Consider the following 24,013-nt stretch of genomic DNA (forward strand, 5'->3'; position numbering starts at 1 on the left):
ATACGAGGATCATCCAATTGGCCAAAAACATCTAAAAAATCCATCTCTTCCTGTCTCATTAATCAAATTCACTCAAAACGGCGTATTCTGCTTCCAAAAGTTTTAATGAGGTAGCCCTGCATTATTTATAAATTCAGGTTTATTTTTATCTAATGTAATGATATTAGTTGATGCCCTTTTCCATACATCGAAAAGCTCATCATTCATTTTTATTTCATATTTTGCAAGAAACATAATAGTTGCTTCAATCCAAAGTTGAATACAGCTAAGAACCATTTGAAGCGAAAAAATATATTTTTCAGCTTCTACTCCTTTTTCAATCCCTTCTATTTGAACAACTCTAGCCATTAAATTATTAAGAGAATCTTCAGCATCATTATGAGATTGCGAACATAAAGCTGAGTATAATGTTCGGTACTTTATTTCCATATTAACTTTTTTGAACCTATCAAATGTACTCGGCCAATTGCTATTGATAGCATCATAATCAATATCAATTATTGAGAAAGATTCTCTTAACATATCTTCATAACCATCCAATGAACTTTCTTTATTATCAATGAGTTTAATATGGTCAATTTGATATTCTTCTGGTTCACCTGAATTTTTTACAGCTTCCCGCCACTTCTTATTTTGATCACGTTCAGTTTTGATATGGTACTTAAAATAAGAAATAACATTTTCTACATCATTACCCACACTCAAATAATATAAATTAATTGATGATTCTACTGATGTTCTACATATGGCTTCAGCTGAAGCTATATGTGCAATTATGAATAGAGATAGTGCTGCCTCCGTATATTTATAGCTTCTTGTATATATGTCATACACTATTGACCATACAGCTTTGTCTTTTAAAGATTCAATATTTTCTAGCGAAATTCTATTCGCTATTTCATAGGCAGACTCTAAAGTATCTATTGCTTCTATAATGTAATCATTAAGTTCAATATCTTCACAAATAGAATTTTTTTTAAGAAATTTTTCTGTCTTATTAGTCATGCTTAAATATATGTCTTCCTTAGAGCCTAATTAGTTATTATCTGGGTCGGCATATGTTATATACCAAAGTAAATGTAGAGCAACAACTCGGTAGGACGCGGTGAGACACGAACCGCATCTTTTGGATGATTGGTAAGACGCAGGCCTGGAACTAGGCAAAGGCCGCTAAGGAAAGGGAAAATCAACGAGAAGGGATAAATAAAACCGCTCCAGCAGAACGCTGGAGCGACAGGATTTACTCGCTATGCCAGCAATCAATCTTCCAATTGCTGGATGCCGTCCAGATACCAGGAGGGCTGGATGCTGTTTTTGGGTTTAATGAAATGCCAGACCTCGCGGACCTGGCTGGCCTGCGCATCGGCATCTTCGCGCATGATCACGTCGAACAACACGACCGCTTGCAGTTCCGAGCCGACTTCGCGCACTTCCAGCAGTTCCGCGTCCAGTTTCAGAACATCGGTGCGGTTTTCTTCGCTGGAGGCTTTCAGCTGGTCCTGAATCTCGGCGAATACCTTGTCGGTCGTCAGGCCTCTGATTTCGGCCAAGTCGCGGTCATCCCAGGCTTTTTGCAGCGTCTTGAAAGCGGTTTTGGCGCCGGCCAGAAACGCCTGCGTGTCAAAGCCTGCCGGAACGGCGATAGCCTGGCCAAAGTCGGCATCCTGCTGGAAACTCTGCACAGCCGGTTCAGCGCCTGGCTTGTCTTTTTTAAACAGAATATCGGTATCGAAACCGGACGGGTTCGATGAACTTGATTGCGGCTCCTGATAGGGCGTATAGGCCGACGCGCTGTTGTCGTAATGGCCGTCGGTCCGGTCGTAAACGGGTTGTTGTTCGCGCGCTTTTTTGGCCGCGAAGAACTTATACAGCATGAATGCCAGAGCGCCCAGCACCAGGATATCGAGGAAGTTGATGCCCTGGAAAGCGCCGCCGGCCAGCAGCGAGCCCAGCAGGCCGCCCAGCGCCAGGCCGCCCAGCAGGCCCATCAGTCCGCCGCGGTTAGCCATGCCCGATCTGGCCGTCTGGTTTTGTTGGGCGGCTTGTTGCTGTTGCTGCTGTTGAGTCGCCGAACGGGCCGGCGCATCGGCAGAACGTTTGTAAGGCTGGCTGAATGAGGATCTACCGCCGAACGAACTGCCGCCGCCGAAACGTTTGGCTTCGGCATCGGAGATACTGCCCAGCGACAGCGACAGGCCGATTAATAAAGTGGCTACTATGCCGGTATATCTGTTCATAATTTTTCGGAAAGTATTAAATAACATCAAATTGAGGTTTAACTAATATAAGGCTGAATAACCAAATTACAAGTTGTGAATTCTTTTTTATTAGCATAGCATTATAAGCATGTTCTCAGCACTGCGCGTTTATCTCATTTTCTTTCTGGCCCTGCTGCAATTGATTGCACCGCTGGTGCATGCGCATGCCGGTGAGAACCTGTCGAATAAAGGCCTGCATGTGCCCGGCCTTGAGATGTATACGGCAGAACAGCATGCCTTTCTGTCTCAACCGACAAACCATATCGCAGGCTCCGAAGCGCTGATCATCAGCGTCGATGCCGGCATCAAGCACAATCAGGCTCAGGCCGATACCGATACGGACGCCGCCGACCACAGCTATTATCTGCACCAGGAGATAGCCATCTTCAGTGCACCGATTTCGGCGTTCGATATCAACTTTTCTCCGCAACCGTCGCCGTTTGTCTGCCGGTTATTCATCCCATCGCTTTCGCCGCGCGCGCCTCCCGTCTCCTGATCTCCACAGTTTTTTAAGTTCTGTCGCAGAACTTATTCTTAATTTTATTAAAAAAACTATAAGCGGTATTAAACCGCTAACGGAGCCTTTACTATGTTTGCCCTTAATCTTATTAGAGGGTGTTTACCTGTGTATTTGCTGGCCACTTCGCTGGTCTTTGCAGATGCGCTACCTGCTGTTACTGTGGAGCATCGCGATCCGATTGAAATCGATGCCGGCATGAGTCTGGCTCAAACCATCGATTTAACACTGGAAAAACATCCTGACAACGCCTGGCTCAAAGCGTTGGAAGAAGAATCCGCTGCGCTTGAGCAGCGCAGTAAGAGCTGGTTTGCCGGCGCGCCCAGTGTCGGCCTGTTCTTTCAGGAAGCCACCAGCGGCACACTGCATTACGGTGATGCCAACGTTAGAGCGCCGCTTTGGAACTTCGGCCAGCGCGATGCCGAAAAGGCCGTCGCAAGACAAGCCGAAATCAGTGCGCATACCCAATCGGCTGCCATTAAATTACGCGTGGCGGGACTGGTCAGAATGGCATTGTGGGACATGGAACTGCAGCAAATCCGCCTTGATCAGGCACACAACGAGGTCCATATATTTGAACAATTACTGGCCAAGGTTGAACGCCGTGTCGAACTAGGTGACCTGCCGCGCGCGGATTTATTGCTGGCGCAGACCGAATTGCTGCAAAAGCGCGCCGTACTGACGCAAGCCGAGGCCGAAGTCATGCATGCGCGCAAACGCTATACCACCATCACGCAAATGATCAAAGTGCCTGGCAATTACCGTGAAACCCTGGCCGATATAGCTGAAGTCCAGCAAAATCATCCAGACCTGGTGGCCATTAATGACCTGATCGCACGTATGCAGGCCGAGGTCGAGGCTATCAGGGCAGTAGGCTCGGGCCAACCCGACGTCGCGGTTGGTATCAACACCGACCACGGCCCTGACGAACGCAGTAACAAGACCGAAAGCTTCAATATCAGCGTATCCGTGCCGTTTGGAGGTCAAGCACATCTGGCTCCGCGAGTGGCTGCAGCCAATGTCGAACTGAACAGATTGGTGGCCGACCGCGAACAGCTCCGTAGAGATCTCGATCAGGCCCACCATGAAGCCGAGCACAACCTGGAAGTCAATCGGGCCGAGCTGACTATTGCTGAAAATTTAAAGCAGGCGGCCGTAGAGCATTTAAAAATGACGGAATTGAGTTTTTCGCTGGGCGAAATCAACCTGCTCGATTTGCTGAAGATCCAGTCCAGAGCCCAGCAAGCCATCCTGAATGCCAAAGAACGCTCAGTCATACTGGAGCGCGATAAGGCAATGTACAACCAAGCCGTCGGAGTTACACCATGAGAATCCTCTTATTATTACTGTTGAGCCTGGTTGGTGTCAGCGTCCAGGCGGCAGACAATGTTATTCAAATAAGCCAGCCCCAGATTGACAGCCTGGGCATTAAACTGGGCAAGCCGGAACAGGCAAGCCAGGTGCCGATTCTCTATGCGCCGGCCCAAGTTGTGGTCCCGCCTACACGTGAATACGTCGTCAGCACCACTCAGGCCGGCTTGGTCAATAGACTGTATGCAGCAGTCGGCGATAAAGTCCAGAAAGGCCAGGCGCTGGCTGAACTTCATAGCCAGGATTTGCTGGCCTTGCAACAGCAATATCTTAAAGCCGTCAATGAACTGAACTTAGGTCAGGCCGTTTATAACCGGGATAAGAAACTGCTGGAAGAAGGCGTCATATCTGACAAGCGCTCTCAGGAGACCCGCAGCCAATATCAACTCTATCTGACCGAAACGAACGAGACCAGGCAATTGTTGGAAATGGCCGGCATGTCAACTGCGGAAATTAATCGTCTGACTAAATCACAGCGCTTAAGCAGCCTGTTGACTTTACGCGCGCCTATGTCGGGCGTTGTGCTTGAGCGCAAGGCCTCTGCTGGCCAACGCATAGACAGTCTGGCACCGCTATACCGTATTGCCGATCTGAGTGAGTTGTGGCTGGAAATCAATATTCCCCAGGAACGCATAGGCGACATTAAGGTCGGTGACCAGGTGCAGATCGACAATACCAACATCACTGCGCATATTGATCTGCTTGGCCAAAACGTCAACCCGGAGAATCAGACATTGATGGCCAGAGCTGTTATCAAAGGTCCTTCTGCCGCTGTGCGCGTCGGTCAGAAAGTCAACACGAGCATTATTCATGGCAGTGACAAGACGACGGCATTCAAAGTACCGAACGCGGCCATCGCACAGAACGAAGGCCAGACTTATATCTTTATCCGCACGGGCCAGGGCTTTATGGTCAAGCCGATCAAAGTCATCGGCAAGCAGGATACCGATTCCATCATTACCGGCGAACTGACCGGCGCTGAAGATATCGCCGTTACGGGCGCGGTTGCGCTGAAAGCCAATTGGCTGGGGCTCGGGGGCGATGAGTAATGGGTGGTCTTATTCGTTTTGCGCTGAGCCAGCGCCTATTGATGCTGATTGTCATAGTGCTGCTTGCTGGCGGCGGCTTTTATGCATTTAAAAACATTCCCATCGATGCCTTTCCGGAAGTCTCGCCGACCCAGGTCAAGATTATCGTAAAAGCGGCCGGCATGACGCCGGAAGAGGTCGAAGCGCGCATTACCGCGCCGATAGAAATCGAACTACTGGGCATTCCGCATCAGACCATGCTGCGTTCGATTGCCAAGTATGCGCTGACCGATATCACGATCGATTTCGAAGAAGGCACCGATATCTACTGGGCGCGCCAGCAGATCGCCGAACGTTTGAACACGATTTGGGGCGATTTGCCGGCTGGCATCGATGGCGGCATTGCGCCGATGACGACGCCGCTCGGCGAGATGTACATGTTTTCGATTGAAGGCGGCGACCTGAGCCTGATGGAACGGCGCAGCCTGCTGGACTGGGTCATTCGCCCTGCCCTGCGCACTGTGCCCGGCGTGGCTGACGTCAACTCGCTGGGCGGGCTGGTCAGAAGCTTCGAAGTGATACCGGACAATGTCCGCATGGCGGCGCGCGGCATTGATATCGACAAACTGACAAAAGCGCTGGAAAACAATAACCGCAATGACGGCGCCGGGCGTCTGACCGAAGGTGAAGAAGCCTTGATCGTGCGGGCCGAAGGCCGCATCAAGACACTGGACGATGTCGCTGCCATTGTCGTCGATAACAAAAACGGCGCGCCGATCAAAGTCAGCGATGTCGCCGATATCCAGATCGGGGCTTTAACCCGCTACGGCGCGGTCAGCAAAAACGGCAAGGGAGAATCGATCACCGGCCTGGTGCTAAGTTTGCGCGGCGCCAATGCCCGCCAGACCATCGAGGGCATAGAGAAAAAAATGGACGAACTTAAAGCCGGTTTTCCGCCTGGCGTCAAGGCCACGGTTTTCTATAACCGCGGCAATCTGGTCGATAAGGCCGTCGATACGGTTCAGCATGCCTTGCTGGAAGCGATCGTGCTGGTTGTAATCCTGCTGATCCTGTTCCTAGGCAATCTGCGTGCAGCGCTGACCGTTGCCTTGATCCTGCCGCTGGCGGCCCTTGTGACCTTCATCCTGATGCAGCAGATGGGCATGTCAGCCAACTTGATGAGCCTTGGCGGTCTGGCTATCGCGATCGGCATGCTCGTCGATGGGGCCGTGGTCGTGGTCGAAAACATCATCACGCACATGGCGCATACGGAAAAGGCCCAGCGCCTGCCGCGCCTGCATGTGATCTATCGGGCCGTGCGCGAAGTGTCCGTGCCCGTGACTTCAGGCATCCTGATCATCATCATCGTGTTTCTGCCGCTGCTGACCTTGCAGGGCCTGGAAGGCAAACTGTTCACGCCGGTGGCCTTGACCATCGTGTTCGCACTCAGCGGCTCGCTGCTGCTGTCCTTGTCGGTAATTCCGGTGCTGTCCTCCTACCTGTTGAAGAAAGTATCGCACGAAGAACCCTGGCTGCCCCGGCAGTTACTGAGACTGTATCAACCGGCCTTGCTGTGGTGCATCGCCAACAGCAAGAAAGTCTTTACCGGCGTCGGCGTCTTGCTGGTCCTGACGGCGGCGGCCTTCACGCAGATCGGCAGCACGTTCATGCCGACCATGGACGAAGGCGATATTATCGTGCAATTGGAAAAACTGCCGTCGATTACGCTGGCGGATTCGGTCGCCCTGGACGTGCAGGTACAGAAAAACCTGCTCAAGAATATTCCTGAAGTGGTCGATGCGGTCTCGCGCGTCGGTACCGATGAGTTGGGCCTGGACCCGATGGGTTTGAACGATACCGATACCTTCCTGATCCTGAAACCCAAGGGAGAGTGGCGCATGCGCAGCAAGGATGAGCTGATCGAGCAAATCCGGCAGGTCATGGCCGCCACGCCGGGCATCGCCTTTAAATTCACGCAGCCGATCGAGATGCGTGTCTCGGAAATGCTGACCGGTACGCGCGGCGATGTCGCGGTCAAGCTATTTGGCCCGGAGCTGAACGTACTGAATGAGAAAGCGGCGCAGATCGCCGGCGTCCTGAGGGATATCAAAGGCTCCAGCGACGTGTTCACAAAGCAGAATGAAGGCATGCAGTTTCTGCAGGTGGCGATCGACAAAACGGCAGCCGGACGCCTGGGCCTGGACAGCGACAGCATCGAAACGATGTTGCGCTCGCAGATCGAAGGGCTGAAACTGGGCATCGTGCAGGAAGGCATCAAACGCACGCCGCTGATTGTCCGCGGCGGCAGCAATACGACCAACTTCGAAAACCTGCAGGTGACCCTGCCCGATGGCGGCCATGTGCCGATCACGACCGTCGCGCGCCTGGAGAAAGTCGAAGGCGTGGTGTCGGTAGAGCGCGAGCGGGGCCAGCGTTTTGTCGTGATCAGCAGCAACGTGCAGGACCGCGATCTGGTCGGTTTTGTCGATGAAGCGCGTCAGGTCGTCAAGGACAAGGTCGATTTGCCGACCGGCTATTTCGTTGAATTCGGCGGCCAGTTCGAGAATCAGCAGCGTGCGGCCGCGACGCTCTCGGTCGTAATCCCGGTATCGCTGGGCCTGATCTTTCTGCTGCTGTTCTCGACGTTCGGCTCGGTGCGCCAGGCCACGCTGGTTCTGTCGAATATTCCGCTGGCCATGGTGGGCGGCGTTTTCGCCTTGTGGCTATCCGGCGAATATCTGTCGGTGCCGGCTTCGGTCGGCTTTATCGCCCTGCTGGGTATTGCGGTGTTGAACGGCGTGGTCATGGTCAGCTATTTCAACCAGCTGCGCGCGACCGGCATGGCCATGGCGCAGGTCGTGGTCGTCGGCTCCATGCGCCGCTTGCGGCCCGTGCTGATGACGGCCAGCATCGCGGCCTTCGGCCTGATTCCGCTGCTGTTCGCGACCGGCCCGGGCTCGGAGATTCAGCGCCCGCTGGCTATCGTTGTGATCGGCGGTCTGGTTTCATCGACGTTCCTGACGCTGTTTCTGCTGCCTATTTTGTTTAAATTGTTCGGTCAAGCGCCTGAGCTGCAAGCCGAGATGAACTCGATGACCGATGGAGTCAAATCATGAACAACGGTAAAGAATACCTGGTTACTTTGAATGTCCCGCCCGGTCTTGAAGAGGCGGTCGTCGACAATCTTTTGGTTCTGGAATCGGAACACGGCTTCAGCAGTTTCATTGTCAACTCGCATGACCATAGAAACGAGGGCTTGTCGTTGCTTGAGCAGGTGACGGGGCGGCAGAAAAAAATCCGCTTTCAGATGTATGTGCCGGAGCAGGGGCTGCCGGTACTATTGGCGCAGTTGAGGCAGGAGTTTTCCGGCGCCGGCATTCATTACTGGGTCATGCCTGTCATTGAAAACGGCTTTATTTAGAGCAATTATCGATATGATAAATCAACTCACCATGCCCTGATACCTGGTTCAGGCAATGACCAGCGAAAGTTTCAAGCTAATGAGTGCCTGAACTTTTTCAGGCATTTAGGATATGTCTCTACGCAATAAGTAAATGTTCTGGCTCAGCACCAATTTTGAGTGGCGGGTTTTGGCACTTATGCAAAGCTTTGCATAAGTGCCATTATGTATAGTAATGGACTATTTGCAGTCGATCGCGCTAAGCCACGAGTGACCGAACCTGCAGGTCAAATTACTTCACATAATTTTCGATTTCAGGAACAACATTGTTTTTTCAGATTATCGAGCTATCATTAACAGACGTGCCGGTCACAACCAATTTGTAATCAAAGAAAGGGCCCTGTAGAAACCTCAGTAACACGGTATGAAGACTTTTTAGGTGAAATAGCGTTCCTGGTCCCTTTGCTTCCGTACTTAAAATCGTTGAAATTATGTAAAGCTCGTAGGCAAGGTCTGGACGTGGAAGCCAGACCACAACTCGCTCGCGGCAACACCGCTATACATAAAAGGAAACTTTACATAATGGCCGAACTACACCAGTCAATCGACAGGCAAAAATCGACTTTTAAGAGACTGATAGAAACCGGAGAACATTCCAGAGCTAATTGCTTAGAATCTGGTTATCAGGGGTGATATATAGAAACCATTTAATCACTTTTTAGGTTTTAAGCTACATCAGAAAAAGGAGAAATTATGCTGCATATTGATCAAAATGGGCGCGTCTTAAACAAGAAGAAACTTGGCCATTAGTTTAGCTGTTCAAAAAAAGCCCATGTCTCACATTTCAGGAATTATCGTGCATCAGACGGGAGGTGCTACTGCGCAATCTGCGTTTAATAGTTATAAGGCAGGAGGTTCCGGTGCGCATTTTCTTATCGATAAAGATGGAACAATTTATCAAACTGCATCCTTGAATTATCAAACTTGGCATGTCGGAAAATTACAAGCACGTTGTCTTGTAAATATGGCATGCGCTCCGATAGAACTTGAGGCGCTTAAGAAATTTAACCCAACCTCTGAGCATCGCAGAGAAATAGCTAAAAAAGTACCGAACCGTTATCCGGCCAATCAAGACAGTATAGGTATTGAGCTTGTAGGTGAAGCATTGCCTAAAACGGTACCTGAAGAAAAACGAGTATACGAAACAGTCACAAAAGAACAAAATGCTTCTCTTAAATGGCTAATCGATCAGTTGAGGTTTAATTTTAAAATACCTTTGACTGAAGTCTTTCGTCATCCGGTTGTTTCAAGAAAAAATCCAACTGAAGCGGCAACTGCGAGGTGGTGAAAAATGAATAAAGCTATATCAATTCTCTTTTTTTCGTTAGCGTTTGCTTCTTGTGCATCCACATATACAAGTGAAGATATCGAGCCACGCACATATCCACTTCAATTAAGCAAGATAGTAAATATTCGTATTACCAATTCGGGAATGACATCTCCTGCTATAGATGATCCTAAAAAATACAATTGTAGTAATTTTGTTTTATCTGCAAAAGAAGTTAATGACTTCTTCAACGATACGATGATGGTTCATGAGAATGACTACAGACATATGCTTGATTGGTCTCCATGTTATGTAGAAGGGAGTATGGATTTTTCAGATGGCACATCTGCAGTTTGGGCCATTCACCAATTTAAAGCGGGGTCCATCGTTTTGGATAGCGGTAAAACTGTTTATTTATATTGCCCTAATTGTAAGGCTGATGCATTTGTCTCACAATGACGGAGAACAAACCTAACACTCGCGTAAACTCGGACAGACAAAAGTGGGGCGGCTAAAGCGTAGCGGAAGCCGCCCCACTTTTGTCTGCCGGTTACGCCTGGCGTTAGGAGTCTTATTGGGTGAAACTGATACTACGCCTGAAATTTTTATAGATACCGTAGCCTCGCCCGAAAACATAAGAAATGGGCCAAGGATTCAATTTTGAATTCTGAGTATTACTTTTCTTCGCTCGAAGCTTTTAATAATCTATTCGCCTGTCGGCCGGTTATTTGACTGAATGAAACTAAAGAAGAATTAACCAAGTACTACGAAGATGTGATTTTCAGACAAACTCCACATTGGAACCGACAACAGTGCAGAAGAGAGGCCAGAGAGCGATCCCAGGAACGTAATAATTTACTGGAAATGCATCCAATCTATGGCGAGATAGTTACACCAAGGGAGTGCTTTGCTGATCGGCAACATGCAGCAATTCGTATGCGGACGCCCATAAGGGAAAGGAATATATCGGAAGTCTTTCACCAGCCCGCTAGAAACCTCTACAATAAGCCTTAGAACATTTTTTGAAAGCTGCAAATGACCACAAAAGAGAACCAGATCGAGCAAAGCTTAATTAATAAGTTGACCGATCTCAAATACACCCATCGTAGTAATATCCGGGATCGAGAGGCGCTAGAGCAAAACTTCCGCAAAAAATTCGAGACACTTAATCGAGTCAACCTAACCGATTCCGAATTCGCCCGCCTGCGCGACGAAATCGTCACCGCCGACGTTTTCACCGCCGCCAAAACCCTACGCGAGCGTAACACCTTCATACGCGAAGACGGCACGCCCCTACAATACACCCTGGTCAACATCAAAGACTGGTGCAAAAACGACTTTGAAGTCGTCAACCAGTTGCGCATCAACACCGATAACAGCCACCACCGTTATGACGTGATTCTGCTCATCAACGGCGTCCCCGTGGTGCAGATTGAGCTGAAAACACTCCAGGTCAGCCCGCGCCGCGCCATGGAGCAAATCGTTGAATACAAAAACGACCCCGGCAACGGCTACACCCATACGCTGCTGTGTTTTATGCAGCTGTTTATTGTCAGCAATGAACGCAATACCTACTACTTTGCCAACAACCACCACCAGCACTTCAGCTTTAACGCCGACGAGCGCTTTTTGCCCATCTACCAACTGGCGGATGAAGGCAACAACAAAATCGCCCACTTACACGATTTTGCCGATACATTTCTGGCCAAATGCACGCTAGGCCAAATGATCAGCCGCTACATGGTCCTGGTGGCCAGCGAGCAAAAGCTGATGATCATGCGCCCGTACCAAATCTATGCGGTCAAGGCCATTGTCGACTGCATCCATGAAAACCGGGGCAATGGCTACATCTGGCACACCACCGGCAGCGGCAAAACCCTCACCTCGTTCAAAGCTTCCACGCTGCTCAAGGACAACCCGGACATTGAAAAATGCCTGTTCGTGGTAGACCGCAAAGACCTCGACCGCCAAACCCGCGAGGAATTCAACAAATTCCAGGAAGGCTGCGTGGAAGAAAACACCAACACCGAAACCCTGGTGCGGCGCATGCTATCGGAAGACTACGCCGACAAGGTGATCGTCACCACCATTCAAAAGCTCGGCCTGGCGCTCGATGAAAACAGCCAGCGTAACCAAAGCAATAAACAAAAAGGCAAGCTCACCTACAAACAACGACTGGAGCCGCTGCGCGACAAGCGCGTGGTGTTCATCTTCGACGAATGCCACCGTTCGCAATTCGGCGAAAACCACAAGGCGATCAAAGAATTTTTTCCAAAAGCGCAACTGTTTGGCTTTACCGGCACGCCGATTTTTGGCGATAACGCCAGCTACACACAAATCGACGGCACCGTGGGCTCTTTCAAAACCACCAAAGATATATTCGAAAAAGAACTGCACGCCTATACCATCAGCCACGCCATCGAAGACAAAAACGTGCTGAGCTTTCACATCGATTATTTCGGAAAAGATAATAAAGCCGAAGGCGCAAGCAAATCTAAATCGGGCCCCAAAACCGGCATAGCCCCACCACCAGAGGCCGTCGTAAAGGAAATATTAAAGAAACACGATGCCGCCACCAACTCGCGCCGCTTTAACGCCATTCTGGCAACGGCATCCATTAATAACGCCATTGAATACTACGGCGTATTTAAAACCATCCAGGCACAAAAGCTGGCGGAAGACGACAGCTTTCAACCGCTGAACATCGCCTGCGTGTTCTCGCCGCCTGCGCAGGGGCTGGCGAAAGACAGCGACAATCAAAACGGCAAAAACGTTGCAGACATCAAACAGCTGCAAGAGGACTTGCCGCAGGAAAAGGCCGACAACCAGGAAGCGCCGGAACAGAAAAAAGCCGCGTTAATGGCCATTATTGCCGACTATAACCGCCAGTACGGCGCCAACCACAGCATTAACGAATTCGACCTCTACTATCAGGATGTGCAGCAGCGCATCAAAGACCACAAGTATTCCAACCGGGACTACCCGCACAAGAACAAAATCGACATCGTCATCGTGGTGGATATGCTGCTCACCGGCTTTGATTCCAAATACCTCAACACTCTGTACGTGGATAAAAACCTCAAATACCACGGTTTGATTCAGGCCTTCTCGCGCACCAACCGCGTGCTGAACGACACCAAACCCTGGGGCAATGTGCTGGATTTTCGCGGGCAGGAAAAAGAAGTCGATGACGCCATCGCGCTGTTTTCCGGCCAATCGACAGAACAAGCCAAAGAAATCTGGCTGGTGGACCCGGCCCCGGTCGTCATCGATAAACTCAAAGATGCCGTGGTCAAACTCGATACCTTTATGCAATCCAAAGGTCTGGACTGCGCGCCGGAGCAGGTCGCTAACCTGAAAGGCGATGACGCCCGCGCCGAATTTATCAACCATTTTAAAGAAGTGCAGCGCCTGAAGACCCAGCTCGATCAATACACCGATTTAAGCGAGGACAGTAAAAGCCATGTCGAGCAACTGCTTCCCGAAGACACCCTGCGCGCCTTTAAGGGCATGTATCTGGAAACCGCCCAACGCCTGAAAGCCCAACAAGGTAAGGGCGGCGACGCTGACGAAAAAGTCCAGCAACTGGATTTTGAATTTGTACTGTTTGCCTCGGCGGTGATCGATTACGACTACATCATGGCCTTAATCGCCAAATCCACGCAAAAAACCGGCAAACAAAAAATGACCCGCCAGCAACTGATCGACCTGATCAGTTCCAGCGCCAATTTGCTGGACGAGCGCGACGACATCATCTCCTACATCAACAGCCTGCCAGCGGGCCAAAGCCTCAACGAAAAAGCAATACGCGACGGCTACCAGGCTTTTAAAGCGGCCAAAGCCGCCAACGACCTGGCTGTCATCGCGGAAAAACACGGCCTGGAGCCGGGAGCTCTGCAAGCCTTTGTGGATGCCATTATGAGCCGCATGATTTTCGATGGCGAACAATTAACAGACCTGCTCGAACCACTGGAGTTGGGTTGGAAAGAACGAAGAATAAAAGAGCTGGCCCTGATGGAAGACCTGGCGCCTATGTTGAACAAACTTGCCCAGGGGCGTGAAATTTCGGGATTGGCAGCGTATGAGTAAGCAAACGAAAAGGGCTTTAGTGCCTGAGTTGCGGTTTCCTGAATTTCTGGATGCGAGGGAGTGGGAAGTAAAGCGACTGGGGAGCATAGGCTCTTTTGTAAGAGGGCTAACTTATAGTGCGGCCGATGTGTCAGAAAGAGGCCTCTTGGTTTTGAGATCTAGCAATATTCAAGAGGGTAGTCTCGTGCTGGATAAGGATCTGGTTTTTGTGTCGAAATCTTGTCCGAATGAACTTGCATTACATAGAGGCGACATTGTTATTTGTATGTCAAACGGAAGCAAAGCCCTAGTAGGTAAGAATGCTGAGTATGTTGGCAACTACCCGAACCCTATAACGATTGGTGCATTCTGTTCTTTCTTTCGTCCTCGAAGCCAATTTGCCAAGTACATCTTCCAGACTGACAGGTATCTGAGTTTTGTTTCTTTTTCTATTGGCGGTGGCAACATCAACAACCTTAAGAATTCCGACTTAGAAGAATTCACTGCGACAGTTCCCAAAGATGTTGGAGAACAACAAAAAATTGCCGATTGCCTGTCTTCCCTCGACGAATTGATCACCTCACAAACCCAAAAGCTAGCCGCACTTAAAGCCCATAAAAAAGGCCTGATGCAGCAGCTATTCCCCGCCGAAGGCGAAACCGTCCCCAAACTGCGCTTTCCTGAGTTTCGGAATGATGGAAAGTGGAAGGAATATTTATTAGGAAAACTTATAAAGGTAAATTCTGGAAAAGGCTTTAAAGCTTCAGAATATTCCAAAATAGGAATCCGCTTGCTTCAAATTGAGAATGTTGGATATGGCGCAGTAAAGTGGAATGACAAAATCATTTTCCTTCCGCAAAGTTATTCTGTTGAATACCCTGAGCTAGTCCTGCATGAGGGAAATATAGTTCTTGCGTTGAATCGACCCGTTACTAACAACGAACTAAAAATTGCTCGACTTCGAAAAGAAGACGAACCTTCATTACTATATCAACGCGTTGGAAAGCTTGAATTACTCTCTGATGCTGTAAATGAAGATTTTTGTTTTCATTTGTGTCGAACATTTATAAAAGACTTTGTAGAGAAACAATCAATTGGCAGTGATCAGCCTTTTATTTCTATAAAAGATTTATATGCTCAAAAAATTTTTATTCCATCACCATTAGAACAACAAAAAATCGCCGATTGCCTGTCTTCCCTCGACGAACTGATCAGCGCACAAACCCAAAAACTAGCCGCACTCAAAGCCCATAAAAAAGGCCTGATGCAGCAGCTATTCCCCGCTGTTGAGCAAAATAATGAGAAGGATCTTTAACATATGAATTTGGCAGATATCGCAAACCAACTTAAAGAACTAAATGAAAACATTGTTCTTATTTACGCCTTTAATGCCACAGGCAAAACAAGGCTATCAGTAGCATATAAAGACGCAACCAAAGATCCTGAAAGCGGCAAACATGAAGGGGTTTATTACAATGCTTTCAGTGAAGACCTTTTTGTTTGGGATAATGACGACGAGAACGGTGGCAGTAATATTAATCTAACCGTTAGATATAGCAGCTTAAACCAGTTTCATAGCCTATTGAATGAAGAGGCTATTCGAGAAAAGCTTGCACCTTATAATCCAAAATATAACTTCTATTTCAATCCGCACGAAGATGCCGAAAGGGGCATTGAGTCGGTGTCATTTTTCATTGAGAGTGACGAAAATACGTCAATAAAAATCTCTAGAGGGGAAGAACGTATTTTTGTCTGGAGTTTTTTTCTGGCGCTCTTTGATGTTGAAGGATGGGCAGACCAGCAAGACGCGCATTTTTTCATTGATGACCCGGTATCTAGCCTGGATGACCATAATATATTTGTGACCGCCGATACTATATTTCAGTTGATCGAAAGCCAATATCTAAAGAAAAGAATTATTATTACCACACATCACATTGGCCTGTTTTCCATATTGGCAGATCGACTGAAAAAAGGTGAGAAAAGTAGTCGATATAGAAACTTAACTAGGTTGTTTATTTTGAGCAATCGAGACAACGAACTGGTACTCGTTACCCCCAATAACAACGTATTCCTATATCACTTGCACTTGCTGCAAACTTTAGAAAATGCAAGTCACGAACAGCTTTACTCCTATCACTTTGCACTGCTACGACAGGCACTTGAAAACATTGGCTCGTTTTTAGGCAAGGGAAATATTGGCTACACCTTGACACAAATCGGTGTTGAAGATGTTGAGAATGCAGTGAACATCATTAATTCACTCTCTCACAAGGATGCTTATTATTTTCAATCCGAATTAATGGCTCCAAGTGTAGAAGAAATCTTCAGAGATATTTTTAGAAAGCTCATTGAAAAATATCAATTCGTATTACATGCAGGTTAAATATGACCGAAAAATCGCCTAAAACCACCGGCAGCGCCCCGCCTGAATTATTAGCGGCCTTGCGCGGCTTGATTAGCCAAGCCCGCCAGCAGGCACTGCGTAGCGTGGATGTGGTGCAGGTACGAACCTATTGGCGTATCGGCAGGCACATTGTGGAATTTGAGCAAGGCGGACACAACCGTGCCGCCTATGGCAAGCAGTTGTTAAGCCGTTTGGCGGAATCGCTGCCTCATGAGTTTGACAAGGGCTTCGATGCTTCTAACCTGCGTTATATGCGCCTGTTTTATCAAGCGTTTTCAAATTGTGACGCACTGCGCCACGAATTGAGCTGGACAAAATGGAACGCAGTGCGTTCCGAATTGAGATGAGCACATTATCACCCGATTCCGAACAAGAAAAAACCATGACCGAACAAGAACTCAATAGACTGGGCAGCACACTCTGGGGTATCGCCGACCAGCTGCGCGGCGCGATGAATGCGGACGATTTTCGCGACTATATGCTGTCGTTTCTGTTTTTGCGTTATCTGTCCGATAACTATGAAGCCGCTGTAAAAAAAGAGCTGGGATCAGATTACCCAGATGTATACCCGGATGTTATGAAAACAATTGGCGCGATGTCGCCACTTCAAATTTGGTATGAAGAAAACAGAAACGATGTGGCGGAATTTGAAAAACAAATGCGCCGCAAAGTGCATTATGTGATTGAGCCGCAATATCTGTGGGGCAGCATTGCCGAACTGGCTAGAACTCAAAACGACGAATTGCTGCACACCTTGGAAAGCGGCTTCAAATACATTGAAAATCAAAGCTTTGAGAGCACCTTTCAGGGCCTGTTCTCGGAAATTAACCTCAACTCCGAAAAGCTCGGTAAAAAATATGCCGACCGCAACGCCAAGCTGTGTACCATCATCAGCAAAATCGCTGAAGGCATCGCCAAGTTTTCTACCAACAGCGATATTCTGGGCGATGCCTATGAATACCTGATCGGCCAGTTTGCCGCAGGCTCGGGCAAAAAAGCCGGCGAGTTTTATACGCCGCAGCAGATTTCCACCATTCTTTCCGAAATCGTCACCCTTGATAGCCAGGAACCGGCCACCGGCAAAAAGAAAAAACTCGATAAGGTGCTGGATTTTGCCTGCGGCTCCGGCTCGCTGTTGTTGAATGTGCGCAAGCAGCTTGGCCCGCATGGCATTGGCAAAATCTACGGCCAGGAAAAAAACATCACCACCTACAACCTGGCGCGCATGAACATGCTGCTGCACGGCGTGAAAGATTCCGAATTCGAAATCCACCACGGCGATTCCTTGCTGAACGATTGGGCTATTCTGAACGAAATGAATCCCGCCAAAAAGCTGGAGTGCGATGCCGTGGTCGCCAACCCGCCGTTTAGCTACCGCTGGGAGCCGACCGAAACCTTAAGCGAAGACTTCCGTTTTAAAAGCTATGGCCTTGCCCCAAAATCCGCTGCCGACTTTGCCTTCCTGCTGCACGGTTTCCACTTTTTAAGCGATCAAGGCACCATGGCCATCATTCTGCCGCATGGGGTTTTGTTCCGGGGCGGTGCCGAGGAACGTATTCGTACCAAGCTATTAAAAGACGGCCATATCGATACCGTGATTGGCCTGCCCGCCAACCTGTTTTTCTCGACCGGTATTCCTGTGTGTGTTCTGGTGTTGAAAAAATGCAAAAAGCCGGACGACGTGCTGTTTGTCAACGCCAGCGAACACTTTGAAAAAGGCAAACGCCAAAACCGCCTGCTGCCTGAGCATATCGACAAAATTGTAGATACTTACCAATTCCGCAAGGAAGAAGAGCGCTATTCCCGTCGCGTTTCAATGGAAGAAATTGAGAAAAACGATTTCAACCTGAATATCTCGCGTTATGTCAGTACCGCCAAAGCAGAAACCCAAATTAACTTGCAGGCGGTCAATGACGAGTTGGTGAAATTAGAGGAAAACATTGTCAAAAGCACTAACAGGCATAACCAATTTCTCATGGAGCTGGGGTTGGCACCTTTGCCTTGAGCCTATACAGTGGAAGCGGCTCTATTTTCACCGCAAGCAATAGGTCAAGAAACGCAGGCGCTGTATAAAAGGGCGCTACGGTGAGTTTTTGCGTTGAACGACAGCTTTCGGTTTTTCAGTCGCCATACACTGAAAACCGTGAATCTCGCAAAGTGACATCATCTGGAAGTGATTGAAAATATTTCACATCTATTATTCAGCGGCAAAAAAAGCTTTCACAGAAAACTTGACTGAGCCTTATTCCGGCTCCCGGCTTTATTGGGAGAGCAGCGCTTTTAACAACGGCTCCAGATGATGCTGTTGCCGTTGCCTGGTCAACCGGTTGGCGATCAGGATGCTTTTTAATTCCGCCAGCGCCTGCTCAAATACATCATTGACGACCAGATAATCAAACTCATCATAATGGCTTATTTCGGCAACGGCATCGCGCATGCGGCGCGCGATGATCTGCTCATCGTCCTGGCCGCGGCTTCGAAGGCGCTGCTGCAGGATATCGGTTGAAGGCGGCAGAATGAAAATGGACAGGCTGTCCGGCAGCAGTTTTTTTATCTGCTGGGCGCCCTGCCAGTCGATTTCCAGAATCACATCCAGGCCCAGGCTCAGGTTTTCCTCCACGGTTTGCCGCGCGGTGCCGTAGAAATTATCAAACACCTGGGCATGCTCAAGAAATGCCTGCCGCTCCAGCATGGCCTGAAAATCCGCCACCGGAACAAAGTAGTAATCCCGGCCATGTTCCTCGCCGGGGCGCATAGGGCGCGTCGTGTGAGAGGTCGATACGGTCAGACTGTCGAGTTCGGCGATCAGTTGCCTGACCAGGCTGGTTTTGCCGGCTCCGGACGGTGCGGAAATAATGTAAAGTTTTCCGTGATTCATGGTATTTTTTATTAATAGAAATATTGGACTGATGCGAAAAACTCAGGGCGTTTTATTCAACATTCTGTATCTGCTCGCGCATCTGCTCAATCAGCACTTTCAACTCGATGGCGATCTGCGTCATTTCCTTGTCGGCCGATTTGGACCCCAGGGTATTGGCCTCGCGGTTTAATTCCTGCATCAGAAAGTCCAGTCGCCTGCCGACGGGCTCTTTTTGCTTGAGCACCCTCAGCACTTCGGCAATATGGGTTTCCAGCCGGTCCAGTTCTTCGGAGATATCCAGTTTTTGCGCCAGAAACACCAGTTCCTGTTCCAGGCGATCGAAGTCGGGCTCGGCGACCAGTTCAGCGATCCGGTCTTTCAACTTGTTACGAAGCTGAGCCAGAACTTCCGGCAGGCGTTTGCCGGCCGCAACGACAAATTCCTGCATTTTCAGGCAGCGCTCCGCGATCAGTTCGCCGAGCTGGGCGCCTTCCCGCTCCCTGACTTCCAGCAATTGGTTCAGTGTCTGATCGACCAGCGACGATACGCCCAGCTTAAGCTGCTCCCTGTCATTGTCGGACTCTTGCTGTACGCCGGGAAAAGCCAGCACGTCCAGTGCCGAGAATGACAGCGGGGCCATCATCTGCTGTTCGATTTCATTGGCGGCCGCCAGCAATGCCGCGACAGCATCGCGGTTAATCATGAGAGTTTGACCCTCTTTAGCCTGTTTTTTGCAATTTATGATACATTCCACCTTGCCGCGTTTAATTTTGGCCGCGATGAGGGCGCGCAGATCGGACTCGATAAAGCGCAAGCGATCCGGCAATTTGAATGTGATATCGCAGTAGCGGTGATTGACCGTGCGCAATTCACAGCTGAGGGTCAGGTTGCCGATTTCTGCTTCATTACCGGCAAAAGCGGTCATACTTCTAATCATTTTTCACCTATACTTGCAGGGTCTTAGCCCGATAGAATTTTTGCAATGGCCGAATACTACGACCCCGACACCTATCCGAAGCAGTGGAACTATCTTCAAACCGGCACTATTATAGACCAGTATATAATCGAGCGGGAATTGGCGCACGGCGGATTCAGCTCGGTCTACCTGGCCAGGCAAATCAGCGATCAGGTTCAGGTGGCGATCAAGGAATATCTGCCGCGCAAGCTGGCGCATAGAACCTGGAACAACATGGTCGTCGCCAACAATGAAGAAGACCAGCCCCTGTTCCGGCGCGGCCGAGCCTTGTTCTTTGAAGAAGCCAAGGTTCTGGCGAAGCTGAAGCATCCCAATATCGTTGAGGTCATCAATTTTTTTGAAGCCAACGCCACGGTTTACATGGTCATGACTTATGACTATGGCCTGACGCTCAATAAGTTCCTGAAACATAAAGCCCAGCCTGTTACCGAAAAATTCCTGCTGGCTTTATTCACTTCACTGCTGAACGGCATCAACCACATGCATGAGCATCATTTGCTTCACCTGGACATCAAGCCTGCCAATATTCTTGTGCGCCCCGGCAATGATGCATTGCTGCTCGATTTCGGCGCCATCCAGAGTTATCCGCTCAAACGATTGAGCAAGCAAGGCAAGGTGCTGACTAAAGGTTTCTCTCCCATAGAACAGCATGACCTGAGCGCGCCCTTAGGCCCCTGGACGGATATTTATGCCGTGGGCGCCAGCATGCGCGCCTGTCTTGAATATAAGCCATTGATTCCCGCAACGGAGAGAGTGCATCAGGATGCCCTCGTGCCCGCTGTTAAAGCCTTTAAAAACAAATTTCCGGAACCGCTGTTGAAAGCAATAGACTGGGCCATGGAAGTGCGGCCGGAAAAGCGCCCGCATTCGGTTGCCCAGCTGCAGCAGGCGCTTGCCGCGGGAAAATGAACGCGCGCTTCATGCCTATAAATTGGCCCCGTACGACCCGCATTCGGGTATACTGTGCGGTTTTATTTTAGTGGAACAGATAATGAGACCTAGCGGACGTAACCCGGATCAACTGCGAGACATAAAATTCACCTGCGGCTTTACAAAACATGCGGAAGGATCTGTTCTGGTTGAATTTGGCGACACGCGCGTGCTGTGCACGGCCAGTGTCGAAAACCATGTGCCGCGTTTTCTGAAAGGCAAGGGCGAAGGCTGGGTGACCGCGGAATACGGCATGCTGCCGCGCTCGACGCACAGCCGTATCGGGCGGGAAGCCAGCAGCGGCAGGCAAGGCGGCCGCACGCTGGAAATCCAGCGCCTGATCGGCCGCTCACTGCGCGCGGCAGTGGATTTGAGAGCCCTGGGCGAAAACACCATCACGATAGACTGCGATGTGCTGCAGGCGGACGGCGGCACGCGCACGGCATCGATCACGGGCGGCTTCGTCGCCTTGTCGCTGGCCGTGCAGAAAATGCTCAAACGCAGGCAAATAAAAGTTAATCCGCTGCACGGGCAGGTCGCTTCCGTCTCTGTCGGCATCTACAATGGCGTGCCGGTGCTGGATCTGGATTATGCCGAGGACAGCAACGCCGAGACCGATATGAATGTCGTCATGAATGACGCCGCCGCTTTTATCGAAGTGCAGGGGACGGCCGAGGGCCATGCCTTCAGAAAGGACGAACTGGACGCGATGCTGGAACTGGCCGGTTACGGCATCAGGCAGCTGATAAAAAAACAGCGCGAAGCAATAGAAGACTTTATATGAGCGTGAACCCATCACGACAAATCGTGCTCGCCAGTAGCAATGCCGGCAAGATCCGGGAAATCCAGGCCCTGCTTGCCGGCTACACGATCGTGCCGCAATCCGCGTTCAATGTTGTCGAATGCGAAGAAACCGGCCTCACCTTTGTGGAAAATGCGATCCTGAAAGCCCGAAATGCGGCGCGCCAGAGCCAGCTGCCGGCCATTGCCGACGATTCCGGCCTGGTCGTCGATGCTCTCGACGGTGCGCCCGGCGTTTTCTCGGCCCGATATGCAGGCATCGGCGCCAGCGATCAGGACAACATCGAAAAACTGCTGCGCGAATTGCAGGACGTGCCCGATCAGCAGCGCAGCGCGCGCTTTATCTGCGTCATGGTGTTCATGGCGCATGCCGATGATCCCTGCCCGATCATCGCCCAAGGCATCTGGGAAGGCCGTATTTTGACGCATGCCGTCGGTGAAAACGGCTTCGGCTATGATCCGGTGTTCTGGGTGCCGGAGCAGGACTGCGCATCGGCCGAACTGGCGCCGAGCGTCAAGAATTCGCTGAGCCACAGAGGCAAGGCGCTGAAGGATTTGATAGCAGGCCTTACCAAGGGTTCGGTTAAAAAATAACTTTCCGATTCGTCGATGAAATCATGTAGGGGCGACTTTACTTGTGCTCCTTGCGGGTATTCGCCCTGGGCGGCTACCCAAAGGGCACAAGTAAAGTCGCCCCTGCACCTGTTGCCCGTCAAAGTTCAGGGAAGTTATTTCTCACCTTATCCTTATGTAACCCTGTGGGGCGACTTCGCCTAAAGCGCCTACTGTTGGCAGTCGCCTTGGGCGAATGAATTCGCCCCTACAGTTCACTTTCTAAACCCGTTTCAATTCAACTGATGCGTAACATCAGTTATTTCACGCTTTATCCAAGCTGCATGGTTAGGGAAGCATGTCCGGGTTATCGGACCGGACAGTCATTCAGCAAGCCATGCTTCAATCGATAACCCCACGGCGGCTTCGCCTGCCAACAGCAGGCGCTCTTTGTGTCTGAATGAACGACTGCCGAGTGACTCAACTCCTGGCCATTTGTTGCTTGGCCAACAAACGCAAGCTATCCAGCACTTGCTGCAGCACAAGGGAAGCGCTGTCGCGTGGAAAAACCATATAAGTCGGCAGCCTGAAGCGCGGACTGCCAGGGACATGAAACAATTTTTTGGCCTGGATCAAAGGCTCGGCCATGCGAACGGGCAGAAAACAGGAGCCGCCGTTGCTGATGATCAACTGCACCCCCAGCCAGCCGATATTCACCATTTGAGACGGGCTTTCCAGGTCGGGATAATGGCTATTGTGCAGTGCGTAAAAGGCCGGTCCCCAATCCACGTAAATGTAGTCGTCATTCGGCCAGGGCCTGTCGGGGTCGGTGGTCAGCAGCGCCAGCGTTTCATCGAACAGGTGTTCGATCTGAAGGCCGGGGCTGTGGTGCGGCGTGTACATGATGGCGACATCCATCCGGCCTTCGATGAGTGCCCGCATCAAGTCTTCTTCAAAACCGATCTGGCTGCGGATGGATATGTCCGGCGCCTGCCTGCGCATGTCCCCGACCCATCGGGGCAGCAGTTCTTCCCATAAGGCGATCCGCGTACCCACGGTAATGCTGGCGCGAAAGCGGCTGGGCAACCCGATATCATGCCGCGCCTGTTCCAGCGTCAGCAGCAGGGATTTGGCATGGCGCAAAAAGCGCTGCCCCGGAGGCGTCAGTGCGGCGCCGGAGCGATTGCGCACGAACAGGGTGACGCCGAGATAAGACTCCAGCCGCTGTATGCGCGTACTCACGGTCGATTGGGTGACGTACAGCCGGTTGGCCGCTTCCAGAAAGCTGCCGTTGGCGACGACGCTTAAAAAGGTTCTGATCTGTTCTATGTCCATCTGCTTAATATCGGATATATCGATATTAATGTCCAATAAAAATCGTTTGTCTTATATAAAAAGAAATTTTTATAGTATTCGTATGAACATGAATCGATCATTCGCCTTCCCGTCTTCAGCGCTGGCCAGCCTGGAAACCAAACACACAGTCCTACTGAAAAAAAGGCTGCCGGCGCTCGATGA

The 24,013-nt window shown here is 50.1% G+C and carries 20 protein-coding genes; 15 read left to right on the forward strand and 5 right to left on the reverse strand.

Annotated elements, in window-relative coordinates; all coding sequences use genetic code 11:
• Positions 1 to 102: 102 nt before the first annotated feature.
• Together V2P20_RS13795 and V2P20_RS13800 are read right to left on the reverse strand one after the other, a co-directional pair.
• Positions 103 to 1,005 (reverse strand): DUF5677 domain-containing protein, encoded by a 903-nt coding sequence (locus V2P20_RS13795; protein WP_331819259.1) that lies wholly within the window; start codon positions 1,003 to 1,005, stop codon positions 103 to 105.
• A 254-nt stretch (positions 1,006 to 1,259) separates the two neighbouring features.
• Positions 1,260 to 2,237 (reverse strand): Tim44-like domain-containing protein, encoded by a 978-nt coding sequence (locus tag V2P20_RS13800; protein ID WP_331819261.1) that lies wholly within the window; start codon positions 2,235 to 2,237, stop codon positions 1,260 to 1,262.
• 109 nt (positions 2,238 to 2,346) lie between these two features.
• Between V2P20_RS13800 and V2P20_RS13805 the strand changes: the two genes are divergently transcribed.
• From V2P20_RS13805 to V2P20_RS13860, 12 genes are all read left to right on the forward strand, one after another.
• Entirely contained in the window at positions 2,347 to 2,754 is a 408-nt protein-coding gene (locus V2P20_RS13805) for a hypothetical protein (RefSeq protein WP_331819263.1), read from the forward strand.
• Between the two features lie 93 nt (positions 2,755 to 2,847).
• Complete coding sequence (locus tag V2P20_RS13810) at positions 2,848 to 4,104, forward strand: TolC family protein (RefSeq protein WP_331819265.1); 1,257 nt, start codon at positions 2,848 to 2,850, stop codon at positions 4,102 to 4,104.
• On the forward strand, positions 4,101 to 5,195 hold the full coding sequence (locus V2P20_RS13815) for an efflux RND transporter periplasmic adaptor subunit (protein ID WP_331819267.1): 1,095 nt from the start codon (positions 4,101 to 4,103) through the stop codon (positions 5,193 to 5,195). The genes V2P20_RS13810 and V2P20_RS13815 overlap by 4 nt, the downstream gene beginning before the upstream one ends.
• A complete protein-coding gene (locus V2P20_RS13820) occupies positions 5,195 to 8,290 on the forward strand; it encodes a CusA/CzcA family heavy metal efflux RND transporter (RefSeq protein ID WP_331819269.1) in 3,096 nt (1,031 codons plus the stop codon). Before V2P20_RS13815 ends, V2P20_RS13820 begins: the two co-directional genes overlap by 1 nt.
• Positions 8,287 to 8,595 (forward strand): DUF3240 family protein, encoded by a 309-nt coding sequence (locus tag V2P20_RS13825; RefSeq protein WP_331819271.1) that lies wholly within the window; start codon positions 8,287 to 8,289, stop codon positions 8,593 to 8,595. The genes V2P20_RS13820 and V2P20_RS13825 overlap by 4 nt, the downstream gene beginning before the upstream one ends.
• A gap of 778 nt (positions 8,596 to 9,373) precedes the next feature.
• On the forward strand, positions 9,374 to 9,922 hold the full coding sequence (locus tag V2P20_RS13830) for a peptidoglycan recognition family protein (RefSeq protein ID WP_331819273.1): 549 nt from the start codon (positions 9,374 to 9,376) through the stop codon (positions 9,920 to 9,922).
• A gap of 3 nt (positions 9,923 to 9,925) precedes the next feature.
• The gene (locus tag V2P20_RS13835) at positions 9,926 to 10,360 is read left to right on the forward strand and encodes a hypothetical protein (RefSeq protein WP_331819275.1); all 435 of its coding nucleotides are present in this window, start codon (positions 9,926 to 9,928) and stop codon (positions 10,358 to 10,360) included.
• A gap of 576 nt (positions 10,361 to 10,936) precedes the next feature.
• Positions 10,937 to 13,990, forward strand: coding sequence for a type I restriction endonuclease subunit R (locus V2P20_RS13840; RefSeq protein WP_331819277.1), 3,054 nt, complete (start codon positions 10,937 to 10,939; stop codon positions 13,988 to 13,990).
• Positions 13,983 to 15,284, forward strand: a complete 1,302-nt coding sequence (locus V2P20_RS13845) for a restriction endonuclease subunit S (RefSeq protein ID WP_331819279.1) — start codon at positions 13,983 to 13,985, stop codon at positions 15,282 to 15,284. The genes V2P20_RS13840 and V2P20_RS13845 overlap by 8 nt, the downstream gene beginning before the upstream one ends.
• Before the next feature lie 3 nt (positions 15,285 to 15,287).
• Positions 15,288 to 16,355 (forward strand): AAA family ATPase, encoded by a 1,068-nt coding sequence (locus V2P20_RS13850; RefSeq protein ID WP_331819281.1) that lies wholly within the window; start codon positions 15,288 to 15,290, stop codon positions 16,353 to 16,355.
• Positions 16,356 to 16,357: 2 nt separating this feature from the next.
• On the forward strand, positions 16,358 to 16,723 hold the full coding sequence (locus V2P20_RS13855; protein WP_331819283.1) for a DUF1016 N-terminal domain-containing protein: 366 nt from the start codon (positions 16,358 to 16,360) through the stop codon (positions 16,721 to 16,723).
• Positions 16,720 to 18,381, forward strand: a complete 1,662-nt coding sequence (locus V2P20_RS13860; RefSeq protein WP_331819285.1) for a type I restriction-modification system subunit M — start codon at positions 16,720 to 16,722, stop codon at positions 18,379 to 18,381. The genes V2P20_RS13855 and V2P20_RS13860 overlap by 4 nt, the downstream gene beginning before the upstream one ends.
• A 255-nt stretch (positions 18,382 to 18,636) precedes the next feature.
• Here the strand turns inward: V2P20_RS13860 and gmk are convergent, their stop codons facing one another.
• Positions 18,637 to 19,254 (reverse strand): guanylate kinase, encoded by a 618-nt coding sequence (gene gmk / locus V2P20_RS13865; protein WP_331819287.1) that lies wholly within the window; start codon positions 19,252 to 19,254, stop codon positions 18,637 to 18,639.
• A gap of 52 nt (positions 19,255 to 19,306) precedes the next feature.
• Positions 19,307 to 20,173 (reverse strand): YicC/YloC family endoribonuclease, encoded by an 867-nt coding sequence (locus V2P20_RS13870; RefSeq protein ID WP_331819289.1) that lies wholly within the window; start codon positions 20,171 to 20,173, stop codon positions 19,307 to 19,309.
• A 45-nt stretch (positions 20,174 to 20,218) separates the two neighbouring features.
• Here V2P20_RS13870 and V2P20_RS13875 point away from each other — a divergent pair, with 45 nt between their 5' ends.
• The 3 genes from V2P20_RS13875 (at position 20,219) to rdgB (ending at position 22,537) form a co-directional block, all read left to right on the forward strand.
• Positions 20,219 to 21,121: a serine/threonine-protein kinase gene (locus V2P20_RS13875; RefSeq protein ID WP_331819291.1), complete on the forward strand. Its 903-nt coding sequence runs from the start codon at positions 20,219 to 20,221 to the stop codon at positions 21,119 to 21,121.
• Positions 21,122 to 21,203: 82 nt separating this feature from the next.
• A complete protein-coding gene (rph, locus tag V2P20_RS13880; protein WP_331819293.1) occupies positions 21,204 to 21,926 on the forward strand; it encodes a ribonuclease PH in 723 nt (240 codons plus the stop codon).
• A complete protein-coding gene (gene rdgB, locus V2P20_RS13885) occupies positions 21,923 to 22,537 on the forward strand; it encodes an RdgB/HAM1 family non-canonical purine NTP pyrophosphatase (RefSeq protein ID WP_331819295.1) in 615 nt (204 codons plus the stop codon). The genes rph and rdgB overlap by 4 nt, the downstream gene beginning before the upstream one ends.
• A gap of 438 nt (positions 22,538 to 22,975) precedes the next feature.
• On the opposite strand, the gene V2P20_RS13890 is transcribed toward rdgB, so the two are convergent.
• Positions 22,976 to 23,866, reverse strand: a complete 891-nt coding sequence (locus V2P20_RS13890) for a LysR family transcriptional regulator (RefSeq protein WP_331819297.1) — start codon at positions 23,864 to 23,866, stop codon at positions 22,976 to 22,978.
• Positions 23,867 to 24,013: the final 147 nt, after the last annotated feature.

The sequence above is a fragment of the Methylobacter sp. Wu1 genome (assembly GCF_036553575.1).
GTDB lineage: Bacteria > Pseudomonadota > Gammaproteobacteria > Methylococcales > Methylomonadaceae > Methylobacter.

What these genes read in the sequence shown, in the direction of transcription:
- V2P20_RS13860 (WP_331819285.1), top strand. Translation starts at nt 16,720, where the DNA reads ATGAGCACATTATCACCCGATTCCGAACAAGAAAAAACCATGACCGAA.
- V2P20_RS13845 (WP_331819279.1), top strand. Translation starts at nt 13,983, where the DNA reads ATGAGTAAGCAAACGAAAAGGGCTTTAGTGCCTGAGTTGCGGTTTCCT.
- rdgB (WP_331819295.1), top strand. Translation starts at nt 21,923, where the DNA reads ATGAGCGTGAACCCATCACGACAAATCGTGCTCGCCAGTAGCAATGCC.
- V2P20_RS13815 (WP_331819267.1), top strand. Translation starts at nt 4,101, where the DNA reads ATGAGAATCCTCTTATTATTACTGTTGAGCCTGGTTGGTGTCAGCGTC.
- V2P20_RS13850 (WP_331819281.1), top strand. Translation starts at nt 15,288, where the DNA reads ATGAATTTGGCAGATATCGCAAACCAACTTAAAGAACTAAATGAAAAC.
- V2P20_RS13835 (WP_331819275.1), top strand. Translation starts at nt 9,926, where the DNA reads ATGAATAAAGCTATATCAATTCTCTTTTTTTCGTTAGCGTTTGCTTCT.
- V2P20_RS13795 (WP_331819259.1), bottom strand. Translation starts at nt 1,005, where the DNA reads ATGACTAATAAGACAGAAAAATTTCTTAAAAAAAATTCTATTTGTGAA.
- V2P20_RS13805 (WP_331819263.1), top strand. Translation starts at nt 2,347, where the DNA reads ATGTTCTCAGCACTGCGCGTTTATCTCATTTTCTTTCTGGCCCTGCTG.
- V2P20_RS13840 (WP_331819277.1), top strand. Translation starts at nt 10,937, where the DNA reads ATGACCACAAAAGAGAACCAGATCGAGCAAAGCTTAATTAATAAGTTG.
- V2P20_RS13800 (WP_331819261.1), bottom strand. Translation starts at nt 2,237, where the DNA reads ATGAACAGATATACCGGCATAGTAGCCACTTTATTAATCGGCCTGTCG.
- V2P20_RS13825 (WP_331819271.1), top strand. Translation starts at nt 8,287, where the DNA reads ATGAACAACGGTAAAGAATACCTGGTTACTTTGAATGTCCCGCCCGGT.
- V2P20_RS13855 (WP_331819283.1), top strand. Translation starts at nt 16,358, where the DNA reads ATGACCGAAAAATCGCCTAAAACCACCGGCAGCGCCCCGCCTGAATTA.
- rph (WP_331819293.1), top strand. Translation starts at nt 21,204, where the DNA reads ATGAGACCTAGCGGACGTAACCCGGATCAACTGCGAGACATAAAATTC.
- V2P20_RS13810 (WP_331819265.1), top strand. Translation starts at nt 2,848, where the DNA reads ATGTTTGCCCTTAATCTTATTAGAGGGTGTTTACCTGTGTATTTGCTG.
- V2P20_RS13870 (WP_331819289.1), bottom strand. Translation starts at nt 20,173, where the DNA reads ATGATTAGAAGTATGACCGCTTTTGCCGGTAATGAAGCAGAAATCGGC.
- V2P20_RS13820 (WP_331819269.1), top strand. Translation starts at nt 5,195, where the DNA reads ATGGGTGGTCTTATTCGTTTTGCGCTGAGCCAGCGCCTATTGATGCTG.
- gmk (WP_331819287.1), bottom strand. Translation starts at nt 19,254, where the DNA reads ATGAATCACGGAAAACTTTACATTATTTCCGCACCGTCCGGAGCCGGC.
- V2P20_RS13875 (WP_331819291.1), top strand. Translation starts at nt 20,219, where the DNA reads ATGGCCGAATACTACGACCCCGACACCTATCCGAAGCAGTGGAACTAT.